This window comes from Hyphomicrobium sp. 1Nfss2.1 (genome assembly GCF_965243865.1).
GTDB lineage: Bacteria > Pseudomonadota > Alphaproteobacteria > Rhizobiales > Hyphomicrobiaceae > Hyphomicrobium_A.
The window spans coordinates 919,142-940,101 of sequence record NZ_OZ251603.1 but is presented as its reverse complement, the minus strand read 5'-3'; the positions used below and the strand labels follow the sequence as shown (position 1 = coordinate 940,101).

Here is a 20,960-nt window from a genome sequence, read left to right as displayed (position 1 = left end):
CGACTAACCTCTTCTTGCAAGACTGAGGGCGAGGTTGCCGGCCGCGCCGGCGGCGTCGCCCGCGGCGGCGATCAGCTTGCCCTTGCCGCTGAGCCGGATCTGCGCCGCCTTCGCCGTGCTGGACCCCGTGGCGAGCTCGGTCTCGAAATCGGCATCGCTGCGCAGGCCGCTCTCGATCGCATCGCCCGAGCTCAGCGATACGCCCGAGCCGGCAAAGGCGACGCGCGTCGCGCCGATCTTCTGCAGCTCCTCGGTCTTGATGCGCGCCGCTTCCTCGCGCGACTGCAGGTCGACCTGCGCCGCCTGCAGTTGCGCCTCCTGGTTGCTCATTTGTCCGCCGGCGAGCGAGCTCAGCACCGATCCCGCCGTCATCACGCCGGAAATAACCGACAGCGCCGTCGAGCCGATGCCGGCCCAGGACGCCGCGGCGCCTGCAGCTGCGGCGCCGCCTGCGATTGCCGTGCCGGCCGCGGCAGCGCCGCCGGCCGCCGCCGTGCTGCCACCGAGAAGCGCGAACGCCCCGATTGCGAGTTCCATTGCGTCACCCCCTGAAAGCCAGCTCGGTGCGCACGGCGATGATCTCGACCGGCGCCGGCTTGGATTGCGACAGCTCCCACGTCGGATGCTTCGACCAGCCGCGCAGGTTCTGCATCGTGATGGTGCCGCTGAACAAACGCTCGAGCAGCGGCAGGTCCATCTCGCCGCCGGTCTGGAAAGGTCCGCCATCGTATTGCTTGTCGCCGAGATACGTCACCGGCACTTCGCGCGCCGGCCCGCCGTTGACGGAAAGGTCGATCGGGCCGGTCGATTGCACCGTGATGCCCATTTCGTAGATGCGGCCCGGTGGCCGGAACGGCTGGCGCTCGTTGAGCTTGTCGCGTAGCGGCATCGGCGCGCTGCGCCATTCGGACTTGAGGCCGATGCTGACGTCGATGCCGGCGACGTCGAGCTCGCACACGCCCCCGGCCGAGACTGTCAGCGGCCCCCACAGATCGCCGTCGACGTAGGCCCACACGTCCGCCTTGCCGGCGAGGTGCTTGAGCCCGGTCAGCGTCGACGTCGGCTCGGTGAATTCATAGGTGACGGTGGCATCGAGCACCGTGTCGGCATCGAAGCGCTCGAGGTAGAGATCGGCGCCGTCGGCTTCCGTCGACCGCTCGACGATCGCCCACATGTTGGCGTTGATGTCGACGCCGACGCTGCGGAATTTGCCGTCGGTATCCCAGGGGAAAAAGCCGATCACTTCTTGCGCGCGTTGCGTCGCCAGGTGCGCAATGGTGCCGTCCTCGTTCACCGTCAGTCCCATGGCCGGCTCGTCGGATTTGCGCGGCTCGCGCACGGCGAAGTCGATCGCCCGCGTGATCAGATCGGGCGCCAGCACGTTCTTGGGATCGGCGACGTACTGCGCTTCGACCGCCGAGACGAGCACCAGCTCGCGCATCACGCGCGCGGGACCTTCGCCGGCGCCGGGCTTGCGCTCGCCCGACTGCATGTAAAGCGTGGCATCGTCGAGAAACACGACGGGCACGGACGCCTCGACGCCCGGCCGCGCGGCGAGCTTCCAGCCGCGCGCCGTGGTGGCGTCGAGCTGCGGCACCGACTGGAACCACACGCCGCTTTCAGTCATCGCCTGCGTATGCTTGCCGACAAACAGGCGATAGATGGTTTCGTTCTGGTCGCTTTCCAGCGTGTCGACGAAGCCGAGATCGGCCGTCACCGGGCTTGCCGTGGTCTGCAGGTCGTAAGGCGAACCGGCGCGCGAGGAGACGACGCTCAGGGGCGCGGAGCGAAAGCCGCCCATGCGATGGCGCGACTGCTCGAACACGCCGCAGCGCGGCCAGCCGGTCTGCTTGGACGCGAAGACGCCGTCGGCGTCGATGCCGCGCTGCAGCACCTTGACGGTCGGGTCGAGCACATCGTCCCCCAGCACCACCGCGAACGCGGGCGCCCATCGCCGCGCGCCGAGCGAGCCGGCGAAGGTGATCTGCACTGTGCGCGTCGTGGCATCGGTCAGCACCACCGAAGGGCTGGTCGACGCGAACGCCGGAAGTGCCGCCAGCGCGCTGGCAATGTCCGCGGCGAGGGAGCCGGTGCCGGAAAAGGCGATCGGCGCCGTCACCTCGTCGTCGACCCACAGCACGAACGATTGGCCGTTGACGATGCCGGCCAGCGAAACCGACTGCACTTCGTTGGTGTCGCCGGAGAATGCCGTTGCCGCCGAAAGCGTCGGCGCGTTGGTGAAGACGATGCCGGTATCGTTCCACTCGTTGTCCGAGCCCTGCCGTTGCACCACGCGGGTCCAGACGTCCTCGTGATAGAGGTGCAGGGTATCGAGCGACTGCGCCCACGTCATGCGCCGCACCTGGCGCGCGTCGATCGGCACCGGGATCGCCGCTACCCAGCGATGATCCTTGAACACGTCGATGTTGCGGTCGGTGAGAACGAGCTCGTATTTCGTGTCGGCCGCACGCGCGAACATGATCAGGCGGTCGGGGGAAAGCATGCGCTTTTCCTTCCACAGCCGCACGCGCGAGATGGTGAAGGCGCCGGTGCCCGACGCGCCATAGAGCACGAAGCGGATGTGGCGCGTCGACACCGGAACGCCGCCGGGACCGCCCGGCTGAAAGCCGAACCGGCGCGTGCGCCGTGCGCTCGAGCGGATGTTCTGGCGGTCGCCGAACGCCAGCCAGTTGGCGCCGTCGTAGTATTCGACCGCCAGCGCATCGTCGGCGCCGCTGGTGGCGCACTTGAAATCGGAGACGTCGACGAAAGCGAGATCAATGGCCGCGCCGAGGTCGATTTCGGCGAGCACGAACGTCGCCGCGCCGACGGCATTGGTGACGAAGTCGTCGCCGCTGGCGGCATCCTGTCCGACGAGCTTGGAGGCCGTGCCGCCGTTGGCCACCGTCACCATGCCGGCGGTGACGTTGATCGGCTCGAGGCGCCGGCGCAGCCGCCGGTGCGTGCCGGCGGCAACGATGTCGAGGCCCGGCGCGAATGTCGTTCCCGGCCGGCGCATCCATCCACCGAGCTGGCGCACGGTGGTATTGCGGGCGACGCGGAAGCCGTTCCAGTAGTGCGTCAGGTCGATGCGCTCGCGCAAGCGGGCATCGAGCACGCCTTTCGTTCCCGCGTTGTGGAGCGTTGCTTTTCTCACGACTCCCACCTCGCGCTAGTGAACGGATCGCGGCCCATGTTGATGCGCGGCGACGGCTTCGATTGTGCGTCGAGCCCGAGCGCCTGGCCCATCAGTCCGCCGCGGCGGTCCTCTTGCGGCGTGCCAAATGCGCGCTGCTCGAGGCGTTCAGAGAGCGCGCTGTCCTCGCGCACGGAGAGGGCGAAACGCGCCTGCAGTGCCGTCTCGATCAGCGTCACGAAATACGCCGGCCAGGCGTCCGGTGTGGAGCGCTTGTCCATCTTCAGCCAGAGCTGCTCGGCGTTGGTCTGGATGGTGCCGTCATTGAGATCGACGTCGGTGAACGGCTGACGATTGTCGGCGCTGGCGTAGTAGGCGCGCGGCGCGCCGAGCATGTCGGCGGGGCGTTCATACTGGTAACGCCAATAGCGCAGCGGCGCGGCGTCGAGGCGCGGCAGCTGGCGCGTCACCGTGTTCCAGTGCCAGGGGTTCACGCTCAGGCAATAGCCGACGATCGAGTTGAAGGTGAGGATATGCGTCTCCGCGCCGGCGGCGCTTTCCGACTGCAGCGGCTCGGCGCCAATCTGCACCAGCGACGTGTCGATCACTTCGATGCGGGAAAGCGCCATGCTCTAAGCTCCTCCGCAGCAGCCGCGAAGCGGCTCAGGGCGCAAGGCGCCCCGCGTCCGTGGCGCGGCCTTCCGCTGGTTCGACACTCGCCGCATGCAAAGCCTCCTTCAGCTCGTGTCACTTGCGTTTCGAGTTCGGCGCCGGCGGGAGGGTGCCGCCGGCGCCGCTAGCAGCGGGGGAGTGAATTGGGGGTGACCCGCGCTAGGAGCTCGCACCACCCGAGTTGCCCTCGGGCGGTTTGGTCTCGGCCGCCTTGCCCTTCGCCAGTTCGAGCGCCGGCCCTTCGAGACCGGGCGCGGCCCACACGAAGCAATTTTTTCCGACGCGCTCGACGCCAGGAGCGTTCGGGTCCGAGGGGTCGATATACGTGTCGTTGACGTACGTCTTCCCCAGCACCCGGTAGCGAACTTTCTCGGCCATGTTGGCAATCCTCTAAGTGCGGCCGGCCGCACCGCCGGTCATGCCGGCGGCGCTAACCGTCAGAGCGCGTCGGGCAGTGCTTCCCAGCTTTTCGGCTCTTGGTTGGTGAAGAAGGCGTCGAGCTTCGCCGTGGGCGTCGTGCCGCCGAGCGTGTAGTAGGCCCGCAGGTAGCGCTCGTTCTGGTAGGGCACCGGGATCACGACCAGCTTCCCGGCGGGGAACTCGGACGCACCGGAAAAGGTCGGTGATGCCGCAATCTTCGCGGCGGAACCGAAACCGGAGTTGTCGTCGGTCTCGATCTCGATCTTGATCGTGGGCGTGGTGCCGGCGAGCGCTTCGCGCACGGCAACGCACAGCCACATCGGCTCGCCCGGCCCGATGTTGCGATCCGAGCCGAGGTCGATAACGTCGGTGGAAGCCGCGGAGGCGGTGAGAGCCTGCTCCGAAGAGACCTGCAGGCGCTTGTCGATATACATCGTGGTTTCTCCTGATGAAGGTAGCGGCGGCGCGATGCGCGCCGCCCGATCGCCTGCCGTCAGCTGTTGGGAACGGTCGCTTCGGTGTTGAGGATGCTGTCGGTACGCAGCACCGGCACCTCGTCGAAGTGCACCACCTTTTTGCCCGCCACCTGATCCATCGTCAGATTGACGTTCTTCGAGTTGCGGATCTGCCGGCGCAGATAGCTGCGGATGGTGCGATTGCAGAGGAAGGCTGGCCGGCCGGCCGTCAACGACGGCACGAGCTCCAGCGCCTGCGTCATCAGGTCGATGAGATCGGCACCGGAGGCGGCGTCCTTTTTCAGTGCCGTCACGTCGATGTTGGCGATGCGGACCACATACCGCCAATCGCGCACGGACAAGCCGGCATCCCACTTGTAGTGCGAGCGGTAGGCTTCCATGCGGCCGCCGCTGCCGTCGACGTTCTCGATCGTCACAGCGCCCTTGTCGGTCATGGAGAGGCCGGCTTTCGACCCCTTGGGATAGATGCCGTGCACCGAGTTTTCGCCGAACACGGCGAGCCAGATCGACGTGTTGGTCGAGCCGGCGCCACCGCCGTCGAGCACGTTGTCGCCAGACGCTGCGATCGACGGATTGCGATTGCTGAAGCGCGGCGCAAAACCGGTGAAGGCTTCGGGCGTCGTGCCTTCGTTGCCATAGACCAGCGTGCGCGAGGCCTTCTGCGCCATGCCCTCGACGAACGCACGGTCCTCGCTGAGGCGGAACTCGGCCGTGTTGCCGTTGAGATCGGCGAGCGCCTTGTCGACTTCCGCGTAGGCTTCGAGCATGCCGCAGTTGTCGGTGATCTGCGTCGTGGTCGAGCGGCCGGGTTGAACGCCGCCGTAGAGCTTGCGCCAGGTCGGCTCGGGGATACCCGAGCGCGCCGTGGTGCGGTGGCCGGTGGGCAGGTTGCCTTCGATCCACGGAAGCACCATGAGGATCTCTTCCGTGGTGTTCAGGATTTCCACGATCTTGGCGACGCTGCCGTTCGGATCGAGGCGCTTGGCGACATCCGCCAGCGTCGGGTTGGTCGTTGCGAGTACGGACATGGCTGGTGTCTCCTCAAAGCCGTTGATCCGCAGCCGATGCCGCGGGAGTTACGCAACGCCACTCGACTGAGACGCTTCACATCACTGCTTGAATATCGACGGGTACATCGCGCGCATCGATCGCTCGTGATCCGTGAGTTGCTTGCCGCCGCTGCCGTTGCCCGGCTGCGCGCCCTTCTCGCCGAGCGCGCCGAGGATGGCGTTGACGGCGCCGATGCCTTCAGCGGTATCGAGCAGGCTGGAAATGAGAACGGCCTGAGCCTTCGACAGCACTCCGTTCGCTTCCAGCGTCTTGACGCCGGACGCGGTATCGTTCGCCAGCTTGGCGACGCGCGTCAGCTTGTCGGCATGGCTCAGGCCCTTCGGCTGCGACGCGACCAGCTTCTCCATTTCGGCGGCTGGATCGGACACCTCGAGCAGCCCGGCCTTGTCGAGCTTTTCGTAGAAGCCGGGAACGATCGCGTTGAACGTCGCCTGGTCGAGCTTGAGCTCGTGTGCCGTTTCGCGCAGCACATCGAGCACCTGGTTGTCTTTGTCATTGAAGGCGCCGAACTTCTTGGTGAAGTCCTCGCTCAGCTCGAGCTTGTAGTCGGCGGCCTTCTCCGGCGGCTTCGGCCGTCCGAGAACGTCCGCCGTCAGCTTGTCGATCGTCTCGCGATCGTTGGCGCCGCGAAGCGTCTCGGCGAGGCCTTCGGGATGGTACGGCGTCGGGGCGTCGCGGCCTTTGAGATCCGTGAACAGTTTGTCGATCGTCTCGCGGTCATTGGCACCGCGATAGTTGTCGCCGAGGCCTTCGGGATAGTAGGCCTCGCCGGCGCCGGCTTCTTTTGCAGCCGCCGCCGCAGCTGCCGCGATGGCGCTGCCACCACCGTCACCAGTGCCGCCGCCTCCGCCGCCACTTCCTTCGCCTTCGTACAGAAATTGCTGCCAGTGCCAGAACGTCCTCATGCTTCACCCCCGGTAGGCTTGGGATCCTCGCCCTTGTGGACGCGCAACATGTCGAGGATCATGAAAACGACGTCGCGCTGTCCCTCACGGCGCTCCGCCAACATTGCTCGGTGTTCTGCTGTCTTAGCGTTGCGCTCCTCGAGGCTCGCCGACCGCAAAAGTGTCTTGTCGACGAGCAGCTGCAGCGCCGCTCGGCCCGCCTTGCCGGAAAAAACCTTGGCGATAATGGCCGCTTGCCGCCGCTCTTCCTCGCGCAGCTTGCGGGTTTCTTCCTTGTTGACGAGCGCTGCCGTCTTGCCGGCGTTCTCGATGCCGTCCCAGCCACCGCCGAGCGCGTTCTGCATCAAGTCGTCGAGATTGAAATCGGCGCCGAGGTTCATGCCGCGGCCTCGCTCAGGTACTGCTGCGCAACGGATGATTGCTCAGGTCCGCCGGCGCCGTTCTTCTGGTTTGCGATCATCTGCTGCGCCGCGCTCTGCAGCGCCTGGCGCATCTGATCGAGATCCGCTTTCTTGGGCAGATGCTCCTCGGGAATGCCGAGGTTGCGGCCCATCTCGGGGATCGCTTCGGCCTTGGTGAGCATCATCGCCACCTGCGGGCCGAACAGCATGGAGATGATCTGCGTATAGTTCACCCACGCTTCGACCTTGTCGGAGCGCTGCGCCGCGGCCGCCGGTGCGGTGATCAGGCAGCGCGTGATGATCTGGTCGATGGTGATGCCCTTCGGCACATGGCCAAACTGGCCGAGGATGTCGCACGCGCGCTGCACGTACGGCACCACGAACTCCGGCCCGAGGCGCGCGCCGGTGCCGCCCTTGCGGCGCGCCCAGCGGCGCAGCTTGCCGGCGACTTCCGTGGCCGAGCGCACCGGGTCCTGCTCGTCGGGCAGCTCGTCATCGAGCAGCACTCGCCGGATCTGGTCGCGCTCTTCCTGCTGGATGATGTGCGAAATGTTGAACTCCGCCGACGGCACCGGCAGGCGCGAGAGCGAGGCGAACTGCCCGCCCGTCTGCGACACCGCCCACATGGCGCCGGGATCGAACACGGCCGTGTCGGGGTTGAACACGCTGTCGTTGCGGCGCAGCCAGATGCCGAGGATGGCGAACACGGCCGCCTTGAGCACCAGCTCGCGGCCGCGGTTCGCCGTCTTGACGAATGGCAGGGCGAGGTGCCCGAGCCCGCGCCCGAAGCGCTCGCCCGGCATCTTGAACATGCGCGCGACCGACCACGGCGAGACGTTGAAGTCCTCGTGCCAGACGACTTTGTCGAGATCCTCGTCGCGATCGGTCCAGACGTCGAAGAGCCAGCTGTCGGTGCGCGGATCGTAATGCGTGTACTGCGTCACCTGCAGCATCTCGCGCGGCGTCTGCTCGATGGCGCGCTTGATGGCGTCGGAGAATTTTCCGTTCGGCCACAGCGCCGGCAGGTCGCGGAAGCGATAGGCGCGCTTCCAGTAAATGTCCCAGGTCTCGCCCCACGGGCCGTCCTCGATCGCCAGCTCGATGATCGGCGCGGCGGCCGCGTTGATGATCGTGCGCGCGTTGCCCTTGGCCGTGTACATCGCGCACGTGCCGGCGAAGTAGTCATAGAAGCACTCCAGCGCCGTCAGCTGCGGGCGCGCGGAGATCGCATGCACCCGTTGGGTGATCTTGCTGTACGCGAGATTGATTTCGTCTCGATCGGTTTCTTCAGGCAGGAACGGCCCGGCCTCGAGCTTGAAGAACTCGCGGTTCATCGGCATCCAATCCTCTTGGATGGTGCCGGCGAAATTTGCCGCCGCAGAAATGCCGGTGGCGTCGAAGATGTAGTCGGCGATCGAGGCGCCTTCCGACTGGCCGCCACCGCCGGGCGCGCGGTCGATCGTCGTCTGCCGCCACGGCATCATGTAGCGGTAGATCGACTGCAGCTCGCGGTGATAGGGCTGCGCCTTCATGAAGGCGTCAGCGCAATCGGCTCGCATCTCTTTGGCGGCGCGTTCCAATGGCCTACCCGAGCGCTTTCTTCAGCTGGTCGTCGATGAAGGCGAGCAAGCCGCGGTTGGACGAGCGCGCCTTGCGCTGGCCTTCCTCTGCCGCGGCGAGATCGCTTTCCTTTTTGTCGAGCGCGGCGTCCTGCTTGGCGATGGACTTGGCCTGCGCCTCATAGAGCGCATCGGAGCTATCGTCGCCGCCGAAGATCTTGCCGATGCTTTTCGTCACCTGGCTCACTTACGAACCTCCACTGCTGCCACCCGGCGCCGGTGCCGGTCGGATGGAACCCGAGGGCGCGCGCCAGGCGCTCGCCTTGCGGGTTGTCGTCACGCACCCAACACACGAGGCCCGCAGGCCGCAGACTGTCGGCGGCCACGAGCAGGCGACGGGAGAGGGCGCACACGCCAACCAGCTTGCGACCCAGACCGCCCGCCGGCGCGAGAAAGAAAATCTCGCCCGGCTGGCCGCTGACGATGTCGAGACAGCCGACAATCGCGAGCGGGGCGCCCCCTTCGGCTTCGCGCAGGACGTAGGCCTCGGCGACCACGATCTGCGCGATGATCGATTTGTACTGCAGCCGCGGCAGTGGCGACCCGTAGGCGATGGCCCACGCCATGACGTCCGCGACCTGTGCGGGCTCGATGATCATCAGCTGCTCGAAAGGGTGTTGGATTTGACGATGACGGTGCGGTTGCGGTCGCCGGCCGTCGACGAGTGGCGCTTGCCGTCGGCGCCCACGCGCTCGCGGGCGATCGTGCCGTAGCGGCCTTTCTTGCCCAGCTTGTGGTACTGATCCGCGTCGGCGACGTGCGAAAACGGCCCCTTGTGCGGCTTGGCGTCGACGCCCGGCCGGCCGGTCGCTTTGTCGACCTTGTAGCAGTAGTGCGAGGCGTAGCCCTTGCGCAGCTTCTTGGCGCGGCGCGAGATGCGCGTCTTCGGAATGCCGGCCTCGACAACCATTTCGTCGCGCACTGCGTCGAGGCGCAGCGTGACCTCGTTCGACGGCGCCGGCTCGATTGGGCAGCCGAGCTCGGACGCGAGCTCCTCCATCCAGGCCAGCTGCCCGTCCTCTTTGTCGGCGCCAAGGAAGCCGGCGGGATCACCCCAGCCGCAAGCGATATCGAGGAATGGCAGGCCGGAAAGCGCGGCGATCTCCGCCACCTCGCGCTTGATCTCGGCAGCGAAGCGCCGGCAGCTCATGCGGCCAGGCACCACCTCGCCGAGCGTCACGAACTGCCCGTTCGGCAGCACCTGGTTGATCACCGCCGCGGGATTGCCGAGGCCGGCGTCGACGCCGAGTTCGACGGGGATGCCGGGCACGGCCTTGATGTCCTCGTCGGCGTAGAACAGCGCGTCGTCGTACTCGGGAAACACGGGCTCGCCGTCGCGCGATGGGGCGTATTGCGCGTCGACCATGCGCTTGATCAGGTTCTTGTCGCGCAGCACCGCGACCTGGCGGTCATAGTAGCCCGGCGGCAGGTTTTGCTTGTTCTCTGCCGCGCTCGAGCGGCCGCTCGGCTGCTTGTAGAGCTTGAAGCCGTCGGGGCGCTCCTCTTCGAAGGTCTTGTAAAACCAGCTGTCGACGTCGGGCGCATTGAGGTCGCAGATGATGAAGCTGCGATAGAGCACGTTCGGCGGCAGGTCGCCGTAGGCCTTGCCCGGCGGCAGCTTGCCCAGCGTGTACCCGGGGAAACCGCGCAGCGGTGTCGACGGCTTGAGATCGGCAACCGATGGATAGCGGCCGAGACGAAAGATCGCCTGCGAGATGCAGCTTTCCGGCAGCAGATCGACCTCGTAGAACCAGAAGCACGTCGGCTCGAAGCCGCGCATGAACTCTTCGACGACGTGCTCACCGAGCGCTGCGAACACCGCCTCGAAGAACACGCGGAGGCGGCGGTTACCGCGCTGAATGTCCCACTCGATTTTGTGCACGGCCATGCGGCCGCCGCCGCCGGTGAACTCGGCTTCGGTCCAATTTGCACCGTCAGCCGGCAGCCAGCGCTTCCACGTGGGGAACAGGTTGCGTTCCATCTGGCCGTACGTCTGGCCGATCACGGCAACCTTGAACTTGATGATGCCGTCGACGCCGGGCGCTTCGCCGATGCACTCGGGCATGCCGCATGCGTTGCGGATCAGGTCGAAGATGCACGTCGACGACTTGCCACCGCCGACGGGGCCGAGCAGGGCGCGCACGTCGCTGTGCTCATCCCGCAGAAACGCCGCCGCCACCGGCCCGGCCGGCTTGTAGACGCGGATTGCTGACGGGAGCTCGCCGGCGCTCATACGGCACCGCCTTCTCGACGCGAACGCTGGATTGCGCGCGTGACGATCAGCGCGCGCTCCCGGCTCAGCTTCCGGCGCCGCGCATCGATATGCACAGCCTCGACGTCGATTTTATCTAGGTCACGAATCTCTTCTGACGTAAGAAATGCCCTGTAGTCGTGCTTTGGCTTTCGCTTTTCGAAGGTCATGCAACGCTCCCCCCGACCCCAGCCCGCCCTTCAAAGTTTCGCCGTCCAAAATTCGGCCTAGGGGTGCTTCCCCGTCGCCGGAAAACGGTGCGGGGGCACGGGCGCAAGTTCTTCGAGGCGCGGATTTCGGGGGCACCCCCCCGGGCGCGCGCGGCCGCGCGAAGGGCACCCCCCCTCGGCGCGCGCGCATCGCCGGGCCGCTGGCGCGCCAGGCTCGGGCACCAGCTGGGGCATCTGCCCACTGATTTCAGATCAGGATGCGCAGCGCTATTCATCGCGATACTCCAGCGGGTTAGGTGCATCGTGAGACTGCGGAGCGTGAGACTTCTCCGGCTCCACATCGATAACCTGTTGATTTTGCTGGGCTCGCTCAGGCGCCTGCGCGAGCGGCAGCGCCAGGTCGTCGCCACCCTCCGCGCCGGCAACCTCGAGGCTGCCGAGGATCACCACGCCGCGCGTCGTCTGCTTCACCTCGAGCGCCATCGGCTGCTTCTGGTGCAGGTACGGCAGCGCCGCTATCGCAGCCGCCTGCTGCATGGCCGCTGCGTCGCCCGTCGCCAGCACCGGCTGGCGCAGCTCGTGGCCTTCCTCGTCCCGCATGACGCGGCCTTCGGCGTCGATAATCGGCGCCGTCACGAGCTTACCCTCGTGGAACTTGTACAGCCCGAGCTCCGCGGCCAGCTGCGCCGGCGTGCGGCTCCACATCTCGGCCAGGAACACCAGCGGCGAGCGGTACTTGCTCAGGATGAAGCTGCGCCATTCCTCGGTCGACCGGTTGCGCGCGCCCTTCGGCCGGCCGCCCTTCGGCCCGCTGGTGCCCTTGGCCTCCGGCATTGGCATCGGCGCATCGTCCGCGTCCAGGAACGACGTCTGCTCACCCTCGTTCCCGAGGCCGAGATCGCCGAAGCCGCCGAGCAATTCCACTGCCGTTCCAAGGCCGTTCCCCGTTCCAGCTGTCATGGAGTATCACCCCAGTATTTAACCTGCCGCGGAACGGTCACCGTTCCGCCGTTCCGCTGCCGTTCCGCGCGCAAGGCATTGGCGGAACTATCAAATTTCACTCTTCGGAACGGTGGAACGGTGGAACAGTGAGATTGCCGTGCGCACACGCGCGCGCGTTTCTTATCCGCGCGCACGCCCGCGCGCGTACGCGCTACCCTCGTTCCGATGTTCCGCCGTTCCGAAATGGTGAAATCCCTCGTCAGTTCAGACGCTTGTGGGCGGAACGCCCGCGGATCACTTCCCCCAACCCGTTCCGCACGCGAAAAATCCGCGTCATTTTTCAGCCATGATAGGGTCGGGGTCGGGCTGGCGACCCGTAGGGTTTGGTGGTGTGAGTGGGGCCGGGGGAGGGTCGGGGCGCATGATGCCGCCGGGTCCGTAGAGGGCGCGCAGCGAGATCAGCGTGCAGCGTGACTTGACGCCCGCGACGGTGCATTGCCCCGCCTCCCACAGCGTGCCCTGCGGCCCCTGACGCAGCGCGCCGGCCCATACGCCCGAACCGACATCGCCGGCCCATTCGCGGCCTTGGAACAGCTTCCACGTCTGCGGATTGTGGTTGGGGACGATGAGCCAATCGTCCTTGCCGCGCCGTCGCTGCAACGACAGGCCCGCGGCTGAAAGCTCTTTGCGAACTTTCACAAGGTCGTGGCTGTATTCGCGAACAGTTTCGGCTTCGGCGTCTTCGAAGTAGCCTTCCTCGCGGCACCACGTTTCCAGCACCTCGCCGACGGTCGACTTGTTACCGTTGCGCCACGCATCCACAGCCACCGAGAGCATGTGGTTGAGGCAGTTGCGCCAGTTTTCGACGCGGTCTTCGAACTCGGCCATCAGGCCCGCGGCCATCACCTCCGACCACGGCTTCATGTCCCCTTCGATGGCGACCTTGAGCCGGCTTTCGTCCCAGCCATCGAACTCGATCAGATCCGCGCACGCGAGCAGCGTGCCGAAGGTGTCCTGTCCGCGCGCGTCATAGCCGCCGCGCTGCAGCTCGTCGCGGAACGCCTTCCAGGTGTAGTGATACCGGTCCCACTGGTCGATCAGCCGGCGCAGGATGCAGCGCCCGACCACGCCCATCGCCTTGTGGTCGATGTTCGGCGGCGGCCCGCCCTTGAGGCGCTGCAGGCGCAGGATCGCCATGCGGCTCAGATCCTGCGGCTTCAGCGGCGGCGTGTTGATGGATGAGAAGAGGAACGTCGAGCGCGCCTCGAACTGCACGCCCGAGTGCCGATCGCCACCGCGCAGCATCAGGCCGCCCGAGCACGCCTGCCGCGCCAGCTCGAGCACTTTCACGGCCGCGCGGTTGTCGCCCTTGCCTTCGAACTCGTCGACGGCGATCGGCACGCAATCGTGCCCGACGTGCTGATAGATGCCGGCGGCCGTCGTCTCCACCGTCTGGATCAGCCACTCGCCCAGCAGCGCCTTGATCAGGTCCTGCAGTGTCGACTTGCCGGTGCCGGCATCGCCGATCACGTAGGCGATCGGCCGCCAGGGCAGCGCCGCGCCGAGGAACGCCGCGCCGATCCATCCCAGCATCAGGTGCGGATCGATGTCGGGGCGCGCCCAATTCCAGGTGCGCAGCAGTGGTTGCAGCAACTTTGCGGGGTTGATGGAGGCGTCGACGGGTCGGGGCCAGGGGCGGGGGATCGGCGGCCGGGTCGGATACACCATGCCGTCGATCTCACCCGGCGGCAGGCGGCGGCCACCGAGCACCAGGTCGGGACCGCAGTGCAGGACGATGCCGCCGTGCTCATCCAGCCAGCAGCCGCGCCCGCGCATCTTGTCGATCGGCGACCACGGGCCCTTGGCGGTGCACGCGGCGATCAGGCACTCGCGCACCTTCTCGTTGCGCCAGCCGTCGACAAGCTGATGCTCCTCGCCAGTCTTCTGATCGATGATCGTTTTCGCCGAGAACTTCGGAAACGCCCAGTAGAGCCAGTTGTGCCGTCCGCGGAACAATTCCAGCGTGTCGGCTTGGCCGTAGGGCTTGGTGTAGACGACCAGCTGCCCGATCGGGTCGAGGAAGTAGTTACTGCCGCCGTCGACGCCGAGCGCCGACACCGGACAGCCATCCGGCAGGCCGAGCGCATCGGGGCGCCATTGCCCCGGCTTGATGCCGTTGCGCGGCTCGCCGGGCTCGGGATCGAGCGCCAGGCGCCGCACACTCGGCAACGGCTCTGCATCGTCGACCAGCGCGCGCACGGCTTCGATGCCGGCCATGGCGGCCGCCGCATTTCCCCCAACCACTTCTCACCCCCACGGTATCGATGCCGCCGGCGCGCAGCCGGCAGCGTTCAGCGTTTGCGTTTCTTGTTCGGTGTGCCGATGTGCCATTGGCCGCAGAAGCGGCAGCGATAGGCGGTCGACGAGGCGCGGTTGCGCTTGCCGCGCCGCATGCGCGTCAGCACGCGCTGCGCCAGAGCCGCCGTGACGAAGCTCGCCTTGCCGAAGCATTCGGCCAGCGGATCGCGCCAGATGCTCTGCCGCCGGTCGCTCATCCTTTCGTCGCTCCGCACAAGACGCATCGCCGTTGCAATCCGTCCAGTCCCCTGTGCGTTTTGACGTAGCGGTGTGCGCATGCGGAGATGAGCTCCACGTCGACCGGATCTTGAGCGGGCGCCGCTGGTCGCGGCGACACGTTGGTCTCTACGGGCGGCGCCTGCGACGCGGTGCCCGCGGCAGCCTCGGCACCAGGCGCCGGCTCTTTCTTGTCGCTGACGCTCCGGGGCGCTTCCTCGAGCGCGTCGGCTTCCAGCCGGCGTGCAATGCGCCGCAGGAAAAGGTAGCCGAGCAAATCCTCTTCGACGTCCTCGCCGGCGGCGTGCCCCCGCTTGAGGCGTGAGAGCTTGTCGTCGAGCCGCACGGCAATCTGCTCGGCCGGCGGTGCGCTGGAAAAGATGCGAACCGGATCGAGTGCGGAATTGCCGTAAGCGGCGTTCTTCTTGAGCAGCATGCAGCGCACGAGATAGATCTCGTCGTCGAGGCGATCGGCAAAGCTGTGTCGCTGCAGCAGGTCGGCGATCGTGGGGGCGAGGGGCTTGCTCATTTGCCGCCCTCGCCACCGGTATCCGACGAGAGCGAGACGACGAACGTGTTGTCGAGCGGGGCCCTTCCGTTCAGTGCGAAACCGGTCACCGTCGGCGAATGCTCGTCTTTGTTGAGCAGCTTGTTGTCGAGGTAATACTGCACGATTTCCATCATCGTTGCCGTGTTCAGCACCATCTCGTTGTTGCCCTTCATCATCCCTCTGCCCTTTCTGTGCGTTCACGCTGAAGCTTCTCGCCGAGCGTCACGGAGACGCCGACGACGAGGCCGACCCACGCGCCCGCCCATGTGCCATGCAGCACACCGAGCGCCATGCCACTCGCGCTCGCCGCGACGCCCATGCCGCCAACCCAAAACACCGCGCGAAGCCATCGCCGCTTCCACCACGTCATCGTGCCCTCCGTTGCTCACGCCAGCGTTCGATCATTTCGGTGAGTGCGATCGCCATGTTGACGAGCGATGCCGTGATGGCGATCACCAGCAGCACCACCACCAGCGCGGCGAGCGCGATTTCGACCGGTGTCATCGCTGCCTGCCGCTCCAGCCGCCATCGGGGCGGTTGCCGCGCGGATACGAGGTGAAGTCGACGGCCATACCGCTGCGACCGTCGACGTGCTCCATCGGCGGGACGTTGCGCGCCAGGTCATCGGTGCGTTCGACGCGCTGCTTGTAGCCTTCTAGGCGGCCCACCTGGCGCTGCAGCTCCGCATTAGCGCGCAACGAATTCTCGAGTTTCCCTTCGACCTCATTGATGCGCCCTCGCGCCGCGCGCAGGTCCGTCGTCAGATTGCTGTTTTCATCTAGCGCCTTGCAAAGGTGCAGCTCCAAAGCCGCGGCCTTTTCCTGCGCCTCCGTCAGACGCGTCCGCAGGCTATCGACGTGATTTTTCTCCGTGAGCGTCTTCACCTTCATCGCCATGCCTTCACCCCTTCCTGCTGATGTTGCCCGTCAGCGCGTCGTTCGGGTCGGAGCCGAAATGCGAGCTCGTGACCAGCACCGGCACGCCTTGCGCGGCGATCGCCGCGGCGCCCTTGTCGAACAGCGCCCGCGCCTGGCGCGAAGCGTCGTTCTCCCGGATCAGCAGCACCTCGCTGGTGCATTCGACCGGGATCTTGATGTGCATGAGATTGGCCAGCGCCATGTAGGCGTGCACGCGCGGGCGGTGATCGGCGACAGCGATCGAGCCGCACGTCTCGATGCCTTCGCCCATGATCAGGCGCGTCTTGTGACCCTTGGCGATCGCGTCCTTGACCGAAAGCCCGCCTTCGCCGCGCGCAATCTTGATGATGCCGCCGGCGAACGTCGGCCAAATCCGCCGGTTCGGCCGCACCGGCGCCTTGCCGCTGCCGTCCAGCTTCAGCCAGGTGCGATGCACTGCGAGCAACTTTTCCGTCGACGCGGGATCGGAAGGAGAAACCATGGCGATGATCGTCGGCCACGACGTGATCTCGCCCGTCTCGTCGTCGCGATGATCGTGCTCGAGGAAAAACCGCAGCGCGCCCGGCACGCGCGGCAGGCTGGAAAGATCGATGCCGCGGCCCTTGAGATACGTGTCGCCGATGGTGCCGAGGATCGGGCCGGCTTCCAGCCACTTCGCCAGCGCATAGCGACGCTGGCGCGCGAGGCCGGCGGTGCGCTGCTTGTCCGATTGCACTTTGCGCTCGGAGGCCTCGGTTTTCAGCTGAGCGCGCGTGGCGTCGCTCATGCGCGCCATGCCGAACGTTTCGCGCGCCCATTCCAGCGCTTCCTTCACGCGGCGCGGATCGTGAAACTTGCAGTTGGCGATCAGGGCGACGACGTCGGCCGCCTTGTCGGAGACGGCCTCGTCCTTCCACACGCCAGCGTCGGCGCCGTGGATGATGATCCAGAACGAGCCGGGCTTGTCGTCGCTACGTGCTGGATTGCGCCCGATGAAGTATTTGCCAGCGCGATAGCCGTCGATGCCGAGCTTGTCGATGACGTCGTGCACGCGCTGCTGGAGAAGTGCCTTGATGTCTTGCAGGTCCCCGCGGCTTTGGCTTTGCCGGTTCCCGTGCTGTGGCGCTGGCATGTCCCGTCCCCCGTCGAGCAAGTGGAGGGCCGACGCTTGCGCCGGCCGCCCTTGGCGCCTGAGCCGCCGCGACTTGCGCCGCGACGGCTGGATCGTCTCTCCGATCGTCGCGCCACTTACGGAGGCGTTCCCGGTCCGATGACAGGACAGCGCCCCGTTCTCTCCGAGGTGTCACGCCTGAGGTCGGCGTTGGCCATTTGCACAGAGCTGGGCGCTACCCCGGCACTGCAGCCGGCGATCGGGTTAGGCCGCGTCACTCGACGCGGGTGGTGGCAGATCATCGCCTGGGAGCTTCACGCGCTCTGGCTTGAAGACGGCGCGGTTGATCGCCATGAACGCCTGCTCGAGGTGCGTCTTGCCGATCGAGAGCCAACGCCCATCGACGGCGCCATGACGTGCCAGATCGTCGACGCGACGCAGCACCTCTTCTTCGATCTGCTTGTTGATGTTGACGATCGCGACTCTGTCGCCGCTTTGGACGGTGTAGCCGGCCACGGGCAGCGGCGCGTGCTTCGTGTCCGGGCTAAAGGCGTCGGCTTCCTTCGTGCTCATGATTGTCTCCGAGAGTAAAATGCCGCCGCAGACCATCCGCGGCGGCGGTGTCGTGCGAGGCGTCAGAGAGAAGGCGGCCAGTCCTGATCTTCTTCTTTTTCTTCCAAAGACACGCGGACCCCGTAGCCCATCGCGCGCAAGGCAAGAAACACGAGTGCCAATGACCCCAACAGCCCCAGAGCGACTGCGGGCCAGAACCAAGCGGCCAACACACATAGAGAGGCGGCTACCATCAGAGTGAATTCGCCGAACGGCGCGCTCTCCACTCTCAAGATTTCTTTTCGATCAGGCGACATCGCGTGCTTTCTCCTCTTTCTCGTAGGGTTTCCGGTGCAGCCACTCCGGCATCCACACCGTTGCCGTGCCGTCGGCGTTCTGCTCGAGCACGATCGATTTCAGCGGCAGAAACTTCTTGCCGACGCCGTCATGAAACAGCACCGCCAAGCCGGATTTCGTTTTGAGGATGACGCGGCCGTTGACTTCCCACTTGCCGGCCTTGGTGGCGTCGCTGCTCGTTGCCGAATGCTTGAAAGCCATGGTCACCGCCCCATCTGCTCGCGCTGGATGCGCAGCGCCTGGCGCATGCGCACGGTCCAGCTCGCCTGCCAGTCGCGTTCGGCCTTGGCACGTGCGCGCCAGTGCGCCGATGCGTTCATCTGCTCGGGCCCGACGGGGAAGGCGGCCATGTCGGGCGCTTCGTCGAGAACCGTTTCGCGCAGCATGGCTCACCCCGCCGCTTCGACGAGGCGCGGATACGTGCCGCGGATCTTCACGTCGACGAAATGCAGCTCGCCGCCGATCACGTCGGTTTCGAGATCGGCGATCTCGGGGAACAGCTCGAGGAACACGCGCTCAGGGATCACGCGCGCCGTCGCCCAGGCGACATAACGTGCATACATGTCGCCGCCCGAGACGAGCCCGCCCGGATACGCCTCGACTTCCTTCGCCTTGAACAACAGCAGGTGATCGGCCTTGCGCTGATAGCCCGAGCGATCGACCGGCGCGCCCGTCTCCAGCGCCGCTGGCGGCGCCAGCAAAGTGGCACCAGGCGCCGACCCGCTGTCACCGGCACGTCGATCCGGTGATGGCAGCATCGGCGCCTGGCCCTTCACCTCCGCCGCAGGGGCAGCCGGAGATCCGACGTTGATGGTGATCGGCGCGGACTGTTGCGGCCCCGAAGGGCTGGCGGGGTACGCACGACCAGACCCCGCCGCTCCCTCACTCGAGGCTCCGGCCATCGGCCGGTCACTCCCCGCGCGAAACTGTTCATGCTGGCGTGCCAACTCGTCCGAGCGCTCGGCATTGTGCGCGCGAAGCTCGTCGAGCGAGCGGCCCGCGAGCGATGCACGGTGCTCCGCCACAGCGTGAGCGCTCCCGGCATGCCCAATCTGCCGATCACCCCAATGCATCGCCCACTTGTCTTCCAGCGGATCGCGTGCCGGGTGCGGCTTGTCGACGTGGCCCCACCGCGTCGGCAGATAGGCGCCGATCACCGCCGCGCCGGCGAACATCAGTGCCTGCAGCAGCGCCTCGAAGCTCCAGCCGCCGGCGCGATGCCAGCCGTAGGTCGCGTTCATGCCGGCTTCGACGAGCAGGAACACGAGCGGGACACACGCGATCGGCTTGTCGATGAACAGCAGATGCTTGCGCTCGAACACCTCCTCGTGCGTGACGCCGACGAACTTGAAGCCGAACGTCGCGAAGAAGGCGCAGGCGAAGACGATGAACACTATGAACCAGAAATGCGCGGCCTGCTCGGCAGCGGCGACCGCGTCAGCATCCTCGCCGATCCAGCCCATGCGCTTGGCGATGCCGACCGGCACAGCGACGTCGACCTCCCCGGCAGCCGTCGCCGGCTTGCTTTCGAGTGCCTTCAACGCCCGCGGGATCAACTCGGTGTCGAGCTTTTCGGCACGCTTGATCGCCTCGAGTTCGCCCTTCAGCCGAACCGCATTCGGCCCGTCGCCGTTCGGATACTTCGCACTGGTTTTGCGGAGCTCGAGATCGAGATCTGCCTCGACCTTGCCCTTGGTGCGCGGAGTGCCGATCGCCGCGCGTTCGTCCTGCAGCCTCTGCAGGTCGATGGCCGCCGTCGACGAGCTCGTGGCCTGGACGCCGCGTCGCGCGCCGTCGTCGGCGAGCATGCGGCCGGTGACGGCCCAACCGCACACCTGGCTCCAGATGAAGCAGATGGCGATGCCGAGTGCCAGGCCGAAGCGCGCGCCGCGGCTCGATGGTTTTTTCGCAGTGCTCATGCCGGTTCTCCCATCAGCGTGCGCTTGTGGCGCCGCGTCGACGCCTCGTTGGCACCGAGAAATGCACGCGGATACTTCCGGCCACGCCCACGGCGGCCGGTGAAGGCTTTGCGCTTCCCAGGTTCGTGGCGCACCGTCGCGCGCACGGGGAGCAGGATTGGCGCGCGAAACACGAAGTCGGCGAACGCCGCGAGGCCAATGCGCATCATCCGCACGTCGGAGCTCCCATCAGCTGCAGCTCGGCTTCATCGAGCATGCGATCGACGGTCGGATCGGAACGGCGGTCTTCGACGGCGGCGAGGGCGTTCTGCAGCGCCTTGTGCGAAATCGCGGCGGCGCGCGCGAGCGAGCGATGCCCGCGCCCGAACACGGTCGCCGCCAGGTAGAGTGCATCCTGCCGCGCTGCGACGAGCGCGCGGATGCGTGCAATCTCTGCCTGGTCCGCAGCCATCACGCGGTGCTCGATAGCGAGCACGCGTCCCGATGCACCATCGCGCCGGCGCACGGTCGACTTGCCGAGCTGGATCAGCTTGTGCGTTTCGGCAGGCGAGGGGCCGTTGCGGATCTGCGCTGCCGGAAGATTGCGCCGCAGTGCCACGATCTCGCACGCAGCGAGAAATGCCGCGTGCGATTGCAGCCGATCGGCGGAGGCACACAGCCGGCGCGCGAGAGCCTTGTTCATTGTTTGCCTCCTGACACGGGAGGCGGTGTCGAGCCCGAGCCCTGATCGCCGTCGTTGGGATGGCCGGCGCTCGCGCCGGTCGCCGTTGGCTCCTGAGCGGCTGCGCCTCTGCGGTGACGGCGCAGCTCGGCGAAGAAGGTGGCGATGTCCTCGGGGCTGTCCGTGCACGAGACGGAGAGGCGGCCATCGATCAGGCGCTGCATCGTGACGGCCTTTCGGACAAACGGGTTCGCGTTCGCATCGGGGATCTCCCTGC

Annotated in this window: 30 protein-coding genes; all 30 read right to left on the bottom strand. The window is 66.6% G+C overall.

What is annotated here, in order from left to right; translation table 11 throughout:
- Positions 1 to 3 precede the first annotated feature (3 nt).
- Complete coding sequence (locus ACP15D_RS04740; protein ID WP_424956403.1) at positions 4 to 537, bottom strand: hypothetical protein; 534 nt, start codon at positions 535 to 537, stop codon at positions 4 to 6.
- Between the two features lie 4 nt (positions 538 to 541).
- On the bottom strand, positions 542 to 3,157 hold the full coding sequence (locus ACP15D_RS04735; protein WP_424956402.1) for a hypothetical protein: 2,616 nt from the start codon (positions 3,155 to 3,157) through the stop codon (positions 542 to 544).
- The gene (locus tag ACP15D_RS04730; protein ID WP_424956401.1) at positions 3,154 to 3,765 is read right to left on the bottom strand and encodes a hypothetical protein; all 612 of its coding nucleotides are present in this window, start codon (positions 3,763 to 3,765) and stop codon (positions 3,154 to 3,156) included. Before ACP15D_RS04730 ends, ACP15D_RS04735 begins: the two co-directional genes overlap by 4 nt.
- A 202-nt stretch (positions 3,766 to 3,967) precedes the next feature.
- A complete protein-coding gene (locus ACP15D_RS04725) occupies positions 3,968 to 4,186 on the bottom strand; it encodes a hypothetical protein (protein ID WP_424956400.1) in 219 nt (72 codons plus the stop codon).
- A 59-nt stretch (positions 4,187 to 4,245) separates the two neighbouring features.
- Positions 4,246 to 4,662, bottom strand: a complete 417-nt coding sequence (locus tag ACP15D_RS04720; RefSeq protein ID WP_424956399.1) for a Bbp16 family capsid cement protein — start codon at positions 4,660 to 4,662, stop codon at positions 4,246 to 4,248.
- Between the two features lie 59 nt (positions 4,663 to 4,721).
- Entirely contained in the window at positions 4,722 to 5,732 is a 1,011-nt protein-coding gene (locus tag ACP15D_RS04715; RefSeq protein WP_424956398.1) for a major capsid protein, read from the bottom strand.
- A gap of 81 nt (positions 5,733 to 5,813) precedes the next feature.
- On the bottom strand, positions 5,814 to 6,680 hold the full coding sequence (locus tag ACP15D_RS04710) for a hypothetical protein (RefSeq protein WP_424956397.1): 867 nt from the start codon (positions 6,678 to 6,680) through the stop codon (positions 5,814 to 5,816).
- The gene (locus ACP15D_RS04705; RefSeq protein ID WP_424956396.1) at positions 6,677 to 7,060 is read right to left on the bottom strand and encodes a hypothetical protein; all 384 of its coding nucleotides are present in this window, start codon (positions 7,058 to 7,060) and stop codon (positions 6,677 to 6,679) included. Before ACP15D_RS04705 ends, ACP15D_RS04710 begins: the two co-directional genes overlap by 4 nt.
- A complete protein-coding gene (locus ACP15D_RS04700) occupies positions 7,057 to 8,661 on the bottom strand; it encodes a portal protein (RefSeq protein WP_424956395.1) in 1,605 nt (534 codons plus the stop codon). Before ACP15D_RS04700 ends, ACP15D_RS04705 begins: the two co-directional genes overlap by 4 nt.
- A gap of 4 nt (positions 8,662 to 8,665) precedes the next feature.
- Positions 8,666 to 8,887 (bottom strand): hypothetical protein, encoded by a 222-nt coding sequence (locus tag ACP15D_RS04695; protein WP_424956394.1) that lies wholly within the window; start codon positions 8,885 to 8,887, stop codon positions 8,666 to 8,668.
- A complete protein-coding gene (locus ACP15D_RS04690) occupies positions 8,838 to 9,299 on the bottom strand; it encodes a hypothetical protein (RefSeq protein ID WP_424956393.1) in 462 nt (153 codons plus the stop codon). Before ACP15D_RS04690 ends, ACP15D_RS04695 begins: the two co-directional genes overlap by 50 nt.
- Positions 9,299 to 10,933, bottom strand: coding sequence for a hypothetical protein (locus ACP15D_RS04685; protein ID WP_424956392.1), 1,635 nt, complete (start codon positions 10,931 to 10,933; stop codon positions 9,299 to 9,301). Before ACP15D_RS04685 ends, ACP15D_RS04690 begins: the two co-directional genes overlap by 1 nt.
- A complete protein-coding gene (locus ACP15D_RS04680) occupies positions 10,930 to 11,121 on the bottom strand; it encodes a hypothetical protein (protein ID WP_424956391.1) in 192 nt (63 codons plus the stop codon). Before ACP15D_RS04680 ends, ACP15D_RS04685 begins: the two co-directional genes overlap by 4 nt.
- 267 nt (positions 11,122 to 11,388) lie before the next feature.
- Entirely contained in the window at positions 11,389 to 12,081 is a 693-nt protein-coding gene (locus tag ACP15D_RS04675) for a hypothetical protein (RefSeq protein ID WP_424956390.1), read from the bottom strand.
- 315 nt (positions 12,082 to 12,396) lie between these two features.
- Positions 12,397 to 14,340, bottom strand: a complete 1,944-nt coding sequence (locus tag ACP15D_RS04670; protein ID WP_424956389.1) for a hypothetical protein — start codon at positions 14,338 to 14,340, stop codon at positions 12,397 to 12,399.
- Between the two features lie 74 nt (positions 14,341 to 14,414).
- A complete protein-coding gene (locus ACP15D_RS04665) occupies positions 14,415 to 14,618 on the bottom strand; it encodes a hypothetical protein (RefSeq protein WP_424956388.1) in 204 nt (67 codons plus the stop codon).
- Positions 14,615 to 15,166 carry a hypothetical protein gene (locus tag ACP15D_RS04660; RefSeq protein ID WP_424956387.1) on the bottom strand — a complete coding sequence of 184 codons (552 nt, stop codon included), beginning with the start codon at positions 15,164 to 15,166 and terminating at the stop codon, positions 14,615 to 14,617. Before ACP15D_RS04660 ends, ACP15D_RS04665 begins: the two co-directional genes overlap by 4 nt.
- Entirely contained in the window at positions 15,163 to 15,363 is a 201-nt protein-coding gene (locus ACP15D_RS04655; protein WP_424956386.1) for a hypothetical protein, read from the bottom strand. Before ACP15D_RS04655 ends, ACP15D_RS04660 begins: the two co-directional genes overlap by 4 nt.
- A complete protein-coding gene (locus ACP15D_RS04650) occupies positions 15,360 to 15,557 on the bottom strand; it encodes a hypothetical protein (RefSeq protein WP_424956385.1) in 198 nt (65 codons plus the stop codon). The genes ACP15D_RS04655 and ACP15D_RS04650 overlap by 4 nt, the downstream gene beginning before the upstream one ends.
- Positions 15,554 to 15,691, bottom strand: a complete 138-nt coding sequence (locus ACP15D_RS04645) for a hypothetical protein (RefSeq protein ID WP_424956384.1) — start codon at positions 15,689 to 15,691, stop codon at positions 15,554 to 15,556. Before ACP15D_RS04645 ends, ACP15D_RS04650 begins: the two co-directional genes overlap by 4 nt.
- Entirely contained in the window at positions 15,688 to 16,083 is a 396-nt protein-coding gene (locus tag ACP15D_RS04640; RefSeq protein ID WP_424956383.1) for a hypothetical protein, read from the bottom strand. Before ACP15D_RS04640 ends, ACP15D_RS04645 begins: the two co-directional genes overlap by 4 nt.
- Before the next feature lie 4 nt (positions 16,084 to 16,087).
- Positions 16,088 to 17,215 (bottom strand): DUF7146 domain-containing protein, encoded by a 1,128-nt coding sequence (locus tag ACP15D_RS04635; protein WP_424956382.1) that lies wholly within the window; start codon positions 17,213 to 17,215, stop codon positions 16,088 to 16,090.
- 243 nt (positions 17,216 to 17,458) lie between these two features.
- Complete coding sequence (locus tag ACP15D_RS04630; RefSeq protein WP_424956381.1) at positions 17,459 to 17,767, bottom strand: DUF7681 family protein; 309 nt, start codon at positions 17,765 to 17,767, stop codon at positions 17,459 to 17,461.
- A gap of 62 nt (positions 17,768 to 17,829) precedes the next feature.
- Positions 17,830 to 18,063, bottom strand: a complete 234-nt coding sequence (locus tag ACP15D_RS04625; protein ID WP_424956380.1) for a hypothetical protein — start codon at positions 18,061 to 18,063, stop codon at positions 17,830 to 17,832.
- A complete protein-coding gene (locus ACP15D_RS04620; protein ID WP_424956379.1) occupies positions 18,053 to 18,304 on the bottom strand; it encodes a hypothetical protein in 252 nt (83 codons plus the stop codon). The genes ACP15D_RS04625 and ACP15D_RS04620 overlap by 11 nt, the downstream gene beginning before the upstream one ends.
- 2 nt (positions 18,305 to 18,306) lie before the next feature.
- Positions 18,307 to 18,489, bottom strand: coding sequence for a hypothetical protein (locus tag ACP15D_RS04615; protein WP_424956378.1), 183 nt, complete (start codon positions 18,487 to 18,489; stop codon positions 18,307 to 18,309).
- Positions 18,490 to 18,492: 3 nt separating this feature from the next.
- Positions 18,493 to 20,022 (bottom strand): hypothetical protein, encoded by a 1,530-nt coding sequence (locus tag ACP15D_RS04610; RefSeq protein ID WP_424956377.1) that lies wholly within the window; start codon positions 20,020 to 20,022, stop codon positions 18,493 to 18,495.
- On the bottom strand, positions 20,019 to 20,237 hold the full coding sequence (locus ACP15D_RS04605) for a hypothetical protein (protein ID WP_424956376.1): 219 nt from the start codon (positions 20,235 to 20,237) through the stop codon (positions 20,019 to 20,021). The genes ACP15D_RS04610 and ACP15D_RS04605 overlap by 4 nt, the downstream gene beginning before the upstream one ends.
- On the bottom strand, positions 20,228 to 20,704 hold the full coding sequence (locus ACP15D_RS04600) for a hypothetical protein (protein ID WP_424956375.1): 477 nt from the start codon (positions 20,702 to 20,704) through the stop codon (positions 20,228 to 20,230). Before ACP15D_RS04600 ends, ACP15D_RS04605 begins: the two co-directional genes overlap by 10 nt.
- Positions 20,701 to 20,907 (bottom strand): hypothetical protein, encoded by a 207-nt coding sequence (locus tag ACP15D_RS04595; protein WP_424956374.1) that lies wholly within the window; start codon positions 20,905 to 20,907, stop codon positions 20,701 to 20,703. The genes ACP15D_RS04600 and ACP15D_RS04595 overlap by 4 nt, the downstream gene beginning before the upstream one ends.
- Positions 20,908 to 20,960: the final 53 nt, after the last annotated feature.

What these genes read in the sequence shown, in the direction of transcription:
- ACP15D_RS04675 (WP_424956390.1), bottom strand. Translation starts at nt 12,081, where the DNA reads ATGACAGCTGGAACGGGGAACGGCCTTGGAACGGCAGTGGAATTGCTC.
- ACP15D_RS04635 (WP_424956382.1), bottom strand. Translation starts at nt 17,215, where the DNA reads ATGCCAGCGCCACAGCACGGGAACCGGCAAAGCCAAAGCCGCGGGGAC.
- ACP15D_RS04650 (WP_424956385.1), bottom strand. Translation starts at nt 15,557, where the DNA reads ATGACGTGGTGGAAGCGGCGATGGCTTCGCGCGGTGTTTTGGGTTGGC.
- ACP15D_RS04620 (WP_424956379.1), bottom strand. Translation starts at nt 18,304, where the DNA reads ATGGCTTTCAAGCATTCGGCAACGAGCAGCGACGCCACCAAGGCCGGC.
- ACP15D_RS04705 (WP_424956396.1), bottom strand. Translation starts at nt 7,060, where the DNA reads ATGAACCTCGGCGCCGATTTCAATCTCGACGACTTGATGCAGAACGCG.
- ACP15D_RS04615 (WP_424956378.1), bottom strand. Translation starts at nt 18,489, where the DNA reads ATGCTGCGCGAAACGGTTCTCGACGAAGCGCCCGACATGGCCGCCTTC.
- ACP15D_RS04610 (WP_424956377.1), bottom strand. Translation starts at nt 20,022, where the DNA reads ATGAGCACTGCGAAAAAACCATCGAGCCGCGGCGCGCGCTTCGGCCTG.
- ACP15D_RS04730 (WP_424956401.1), bottom strand. Translation starts at nt 3,765, where the DNA reads ATGGCGCTTTCCCGCATCGAAGTGATCGACACGTCGCTGGTGCAGATT.
- ACP15D_RS04710 (WP_424956397.1), bottom strand. Translation starts at nt 6,680, where the DNA reads ATGAGGACGTTCTGGCACTGGCAGCAATTTCTGTACGAAGGCGAAGGA.
- ACP15D_RS04725 (WP_424956400.1), bottom strand. Translation starts at nt 4,186, where the DNA reads ATGGCCGAGAAAGTTCGCTACCGGGTGCTGGGGAAGACGTACGTCAAC.
- ACP15D_RS04640 (WP_424956383.1), bottom strand. Translation starts at nt 16,083, where the DNA reads ATGGCGATGAAGGTGAAGACGCTCACGGAGAAAAATCACGTCGATAGC.
- ACP15D_RS04715 (WP_424956398.1), bottom strand. Translation starts at nt 5,732, where the DNA reads ATGTCCGTACTCGCAACGACCAACCCGACGCTGGCGGATGTCGCCAAG.
- ACP15D_RS04625 (WP_424956380.1), bottom strand. Translation starts at nt 18,063, where the DNA reads ATGTCGCCTGATCGAAAAGAAATCTTGAGAGTGGAGAGCGCGCCGTTC.
- ACP15D_RS04740 (WP_424956403.1), bottom strand. Translation starts at nt 537, where the DNA reads ATGGAACTCGCAATCGGGGCGTTCGCGCTTCTCGGTGGCAGCACGGCG.
- ACP15D_RS04685 (WP_424956392.1), bottom strand. Translation starts at nt 10,933, where the DNA reads ATGAGCGCCGGCGAGCTCCCGTCAGCAATCCGCGTCTACAAGCCGGCC.
- ACP15D_RS04690 (WP_424956393.1), bottom strand. Translation starts at nt 9,299, where the DNA reads ATGATCATCGAGCCCGCACAGGTCGCGGACGTCATGGCGTGGGCCATC.
- ACP15D_RS04720 (WP_424956399.1), bottom strand. Translation starts at nt 4,662, where the DNA reads ATGTATATCGACAAGCGCCTGCAGGTCTCTTCGGAGCAGGCTCTCACC.
- ACP15D_RS04670 (WP_424956389.1), bottom strand. Translation starts at nt 14,340, where the DNA reads ATGGCCGGCATCGAAGCCGTGCGCGCGCTGGTCGACGATGCAGAGCCG.
- ACP15D_RS04680 (WP_424956391.1), bottom strand. Translation starts at nt 11,121, where the DNA reads ATGACCTTCGAAAAGCGAAAGCCAAAGCACGACTACAGGGCATTTCTT.
- ACP15D_RS04630 (WP_424956381.1), bottom strand. Translation starts at nt 17,767, where the DNA reads ATGAGCACGAAGGAAGCCGACGCCTTTAGCCCGGACACGAAGCACGCG.
- ACP15D_RS04655 (WP_424956386.1), bottom strand. Translation starts at nt 15,363, where the DNA reads ATGATGAAGGGCAACAACGAGATGGTGCTGAACACGGCAACGATGATG.
- ACP15D_RS04665 (WP_424956388.1), bottom strand. Translation starts at nt 14,618, where the DNA reads ATGAGCGACCGGCGGCAGAGCATCTGGCGCGATCCGCTGGCCGAATGC.
- ACP15D_RS04595 (WP_424956374.1), bottom strand. Translation starts at nt 20,907, where the DNA reads ATGCAGCGCCTGATCGATGGCCGCCTCTCCGTCTCGTGCACGGACAGC.
- ACP15D_RS04645 (WP_424956384.1), bottom strand. Translation starts at nt 15,691, where the DNA reads ATGACACCGGTCGAAATCGCGCTCGCCGCGCTGGTGGTGGTGCTGCTG.
- ACP15D_RS04600 (WP_424956375.1), bottom strand. Translation starts at nt 20,704, where the DNA reads ATGAACAAGGCTCTCGCGCGCCGGCTGTGTGCCTCCGCCGATCGGCTG.
- ACP15D_RS04660 (WP_424956387.1), bottom strand. Translation starts at nt 15,166, where the DNA reads ATGAGCAAGCCCCTCGCCCCCACGATCGCCGACCTGCTGCAGCGACAC.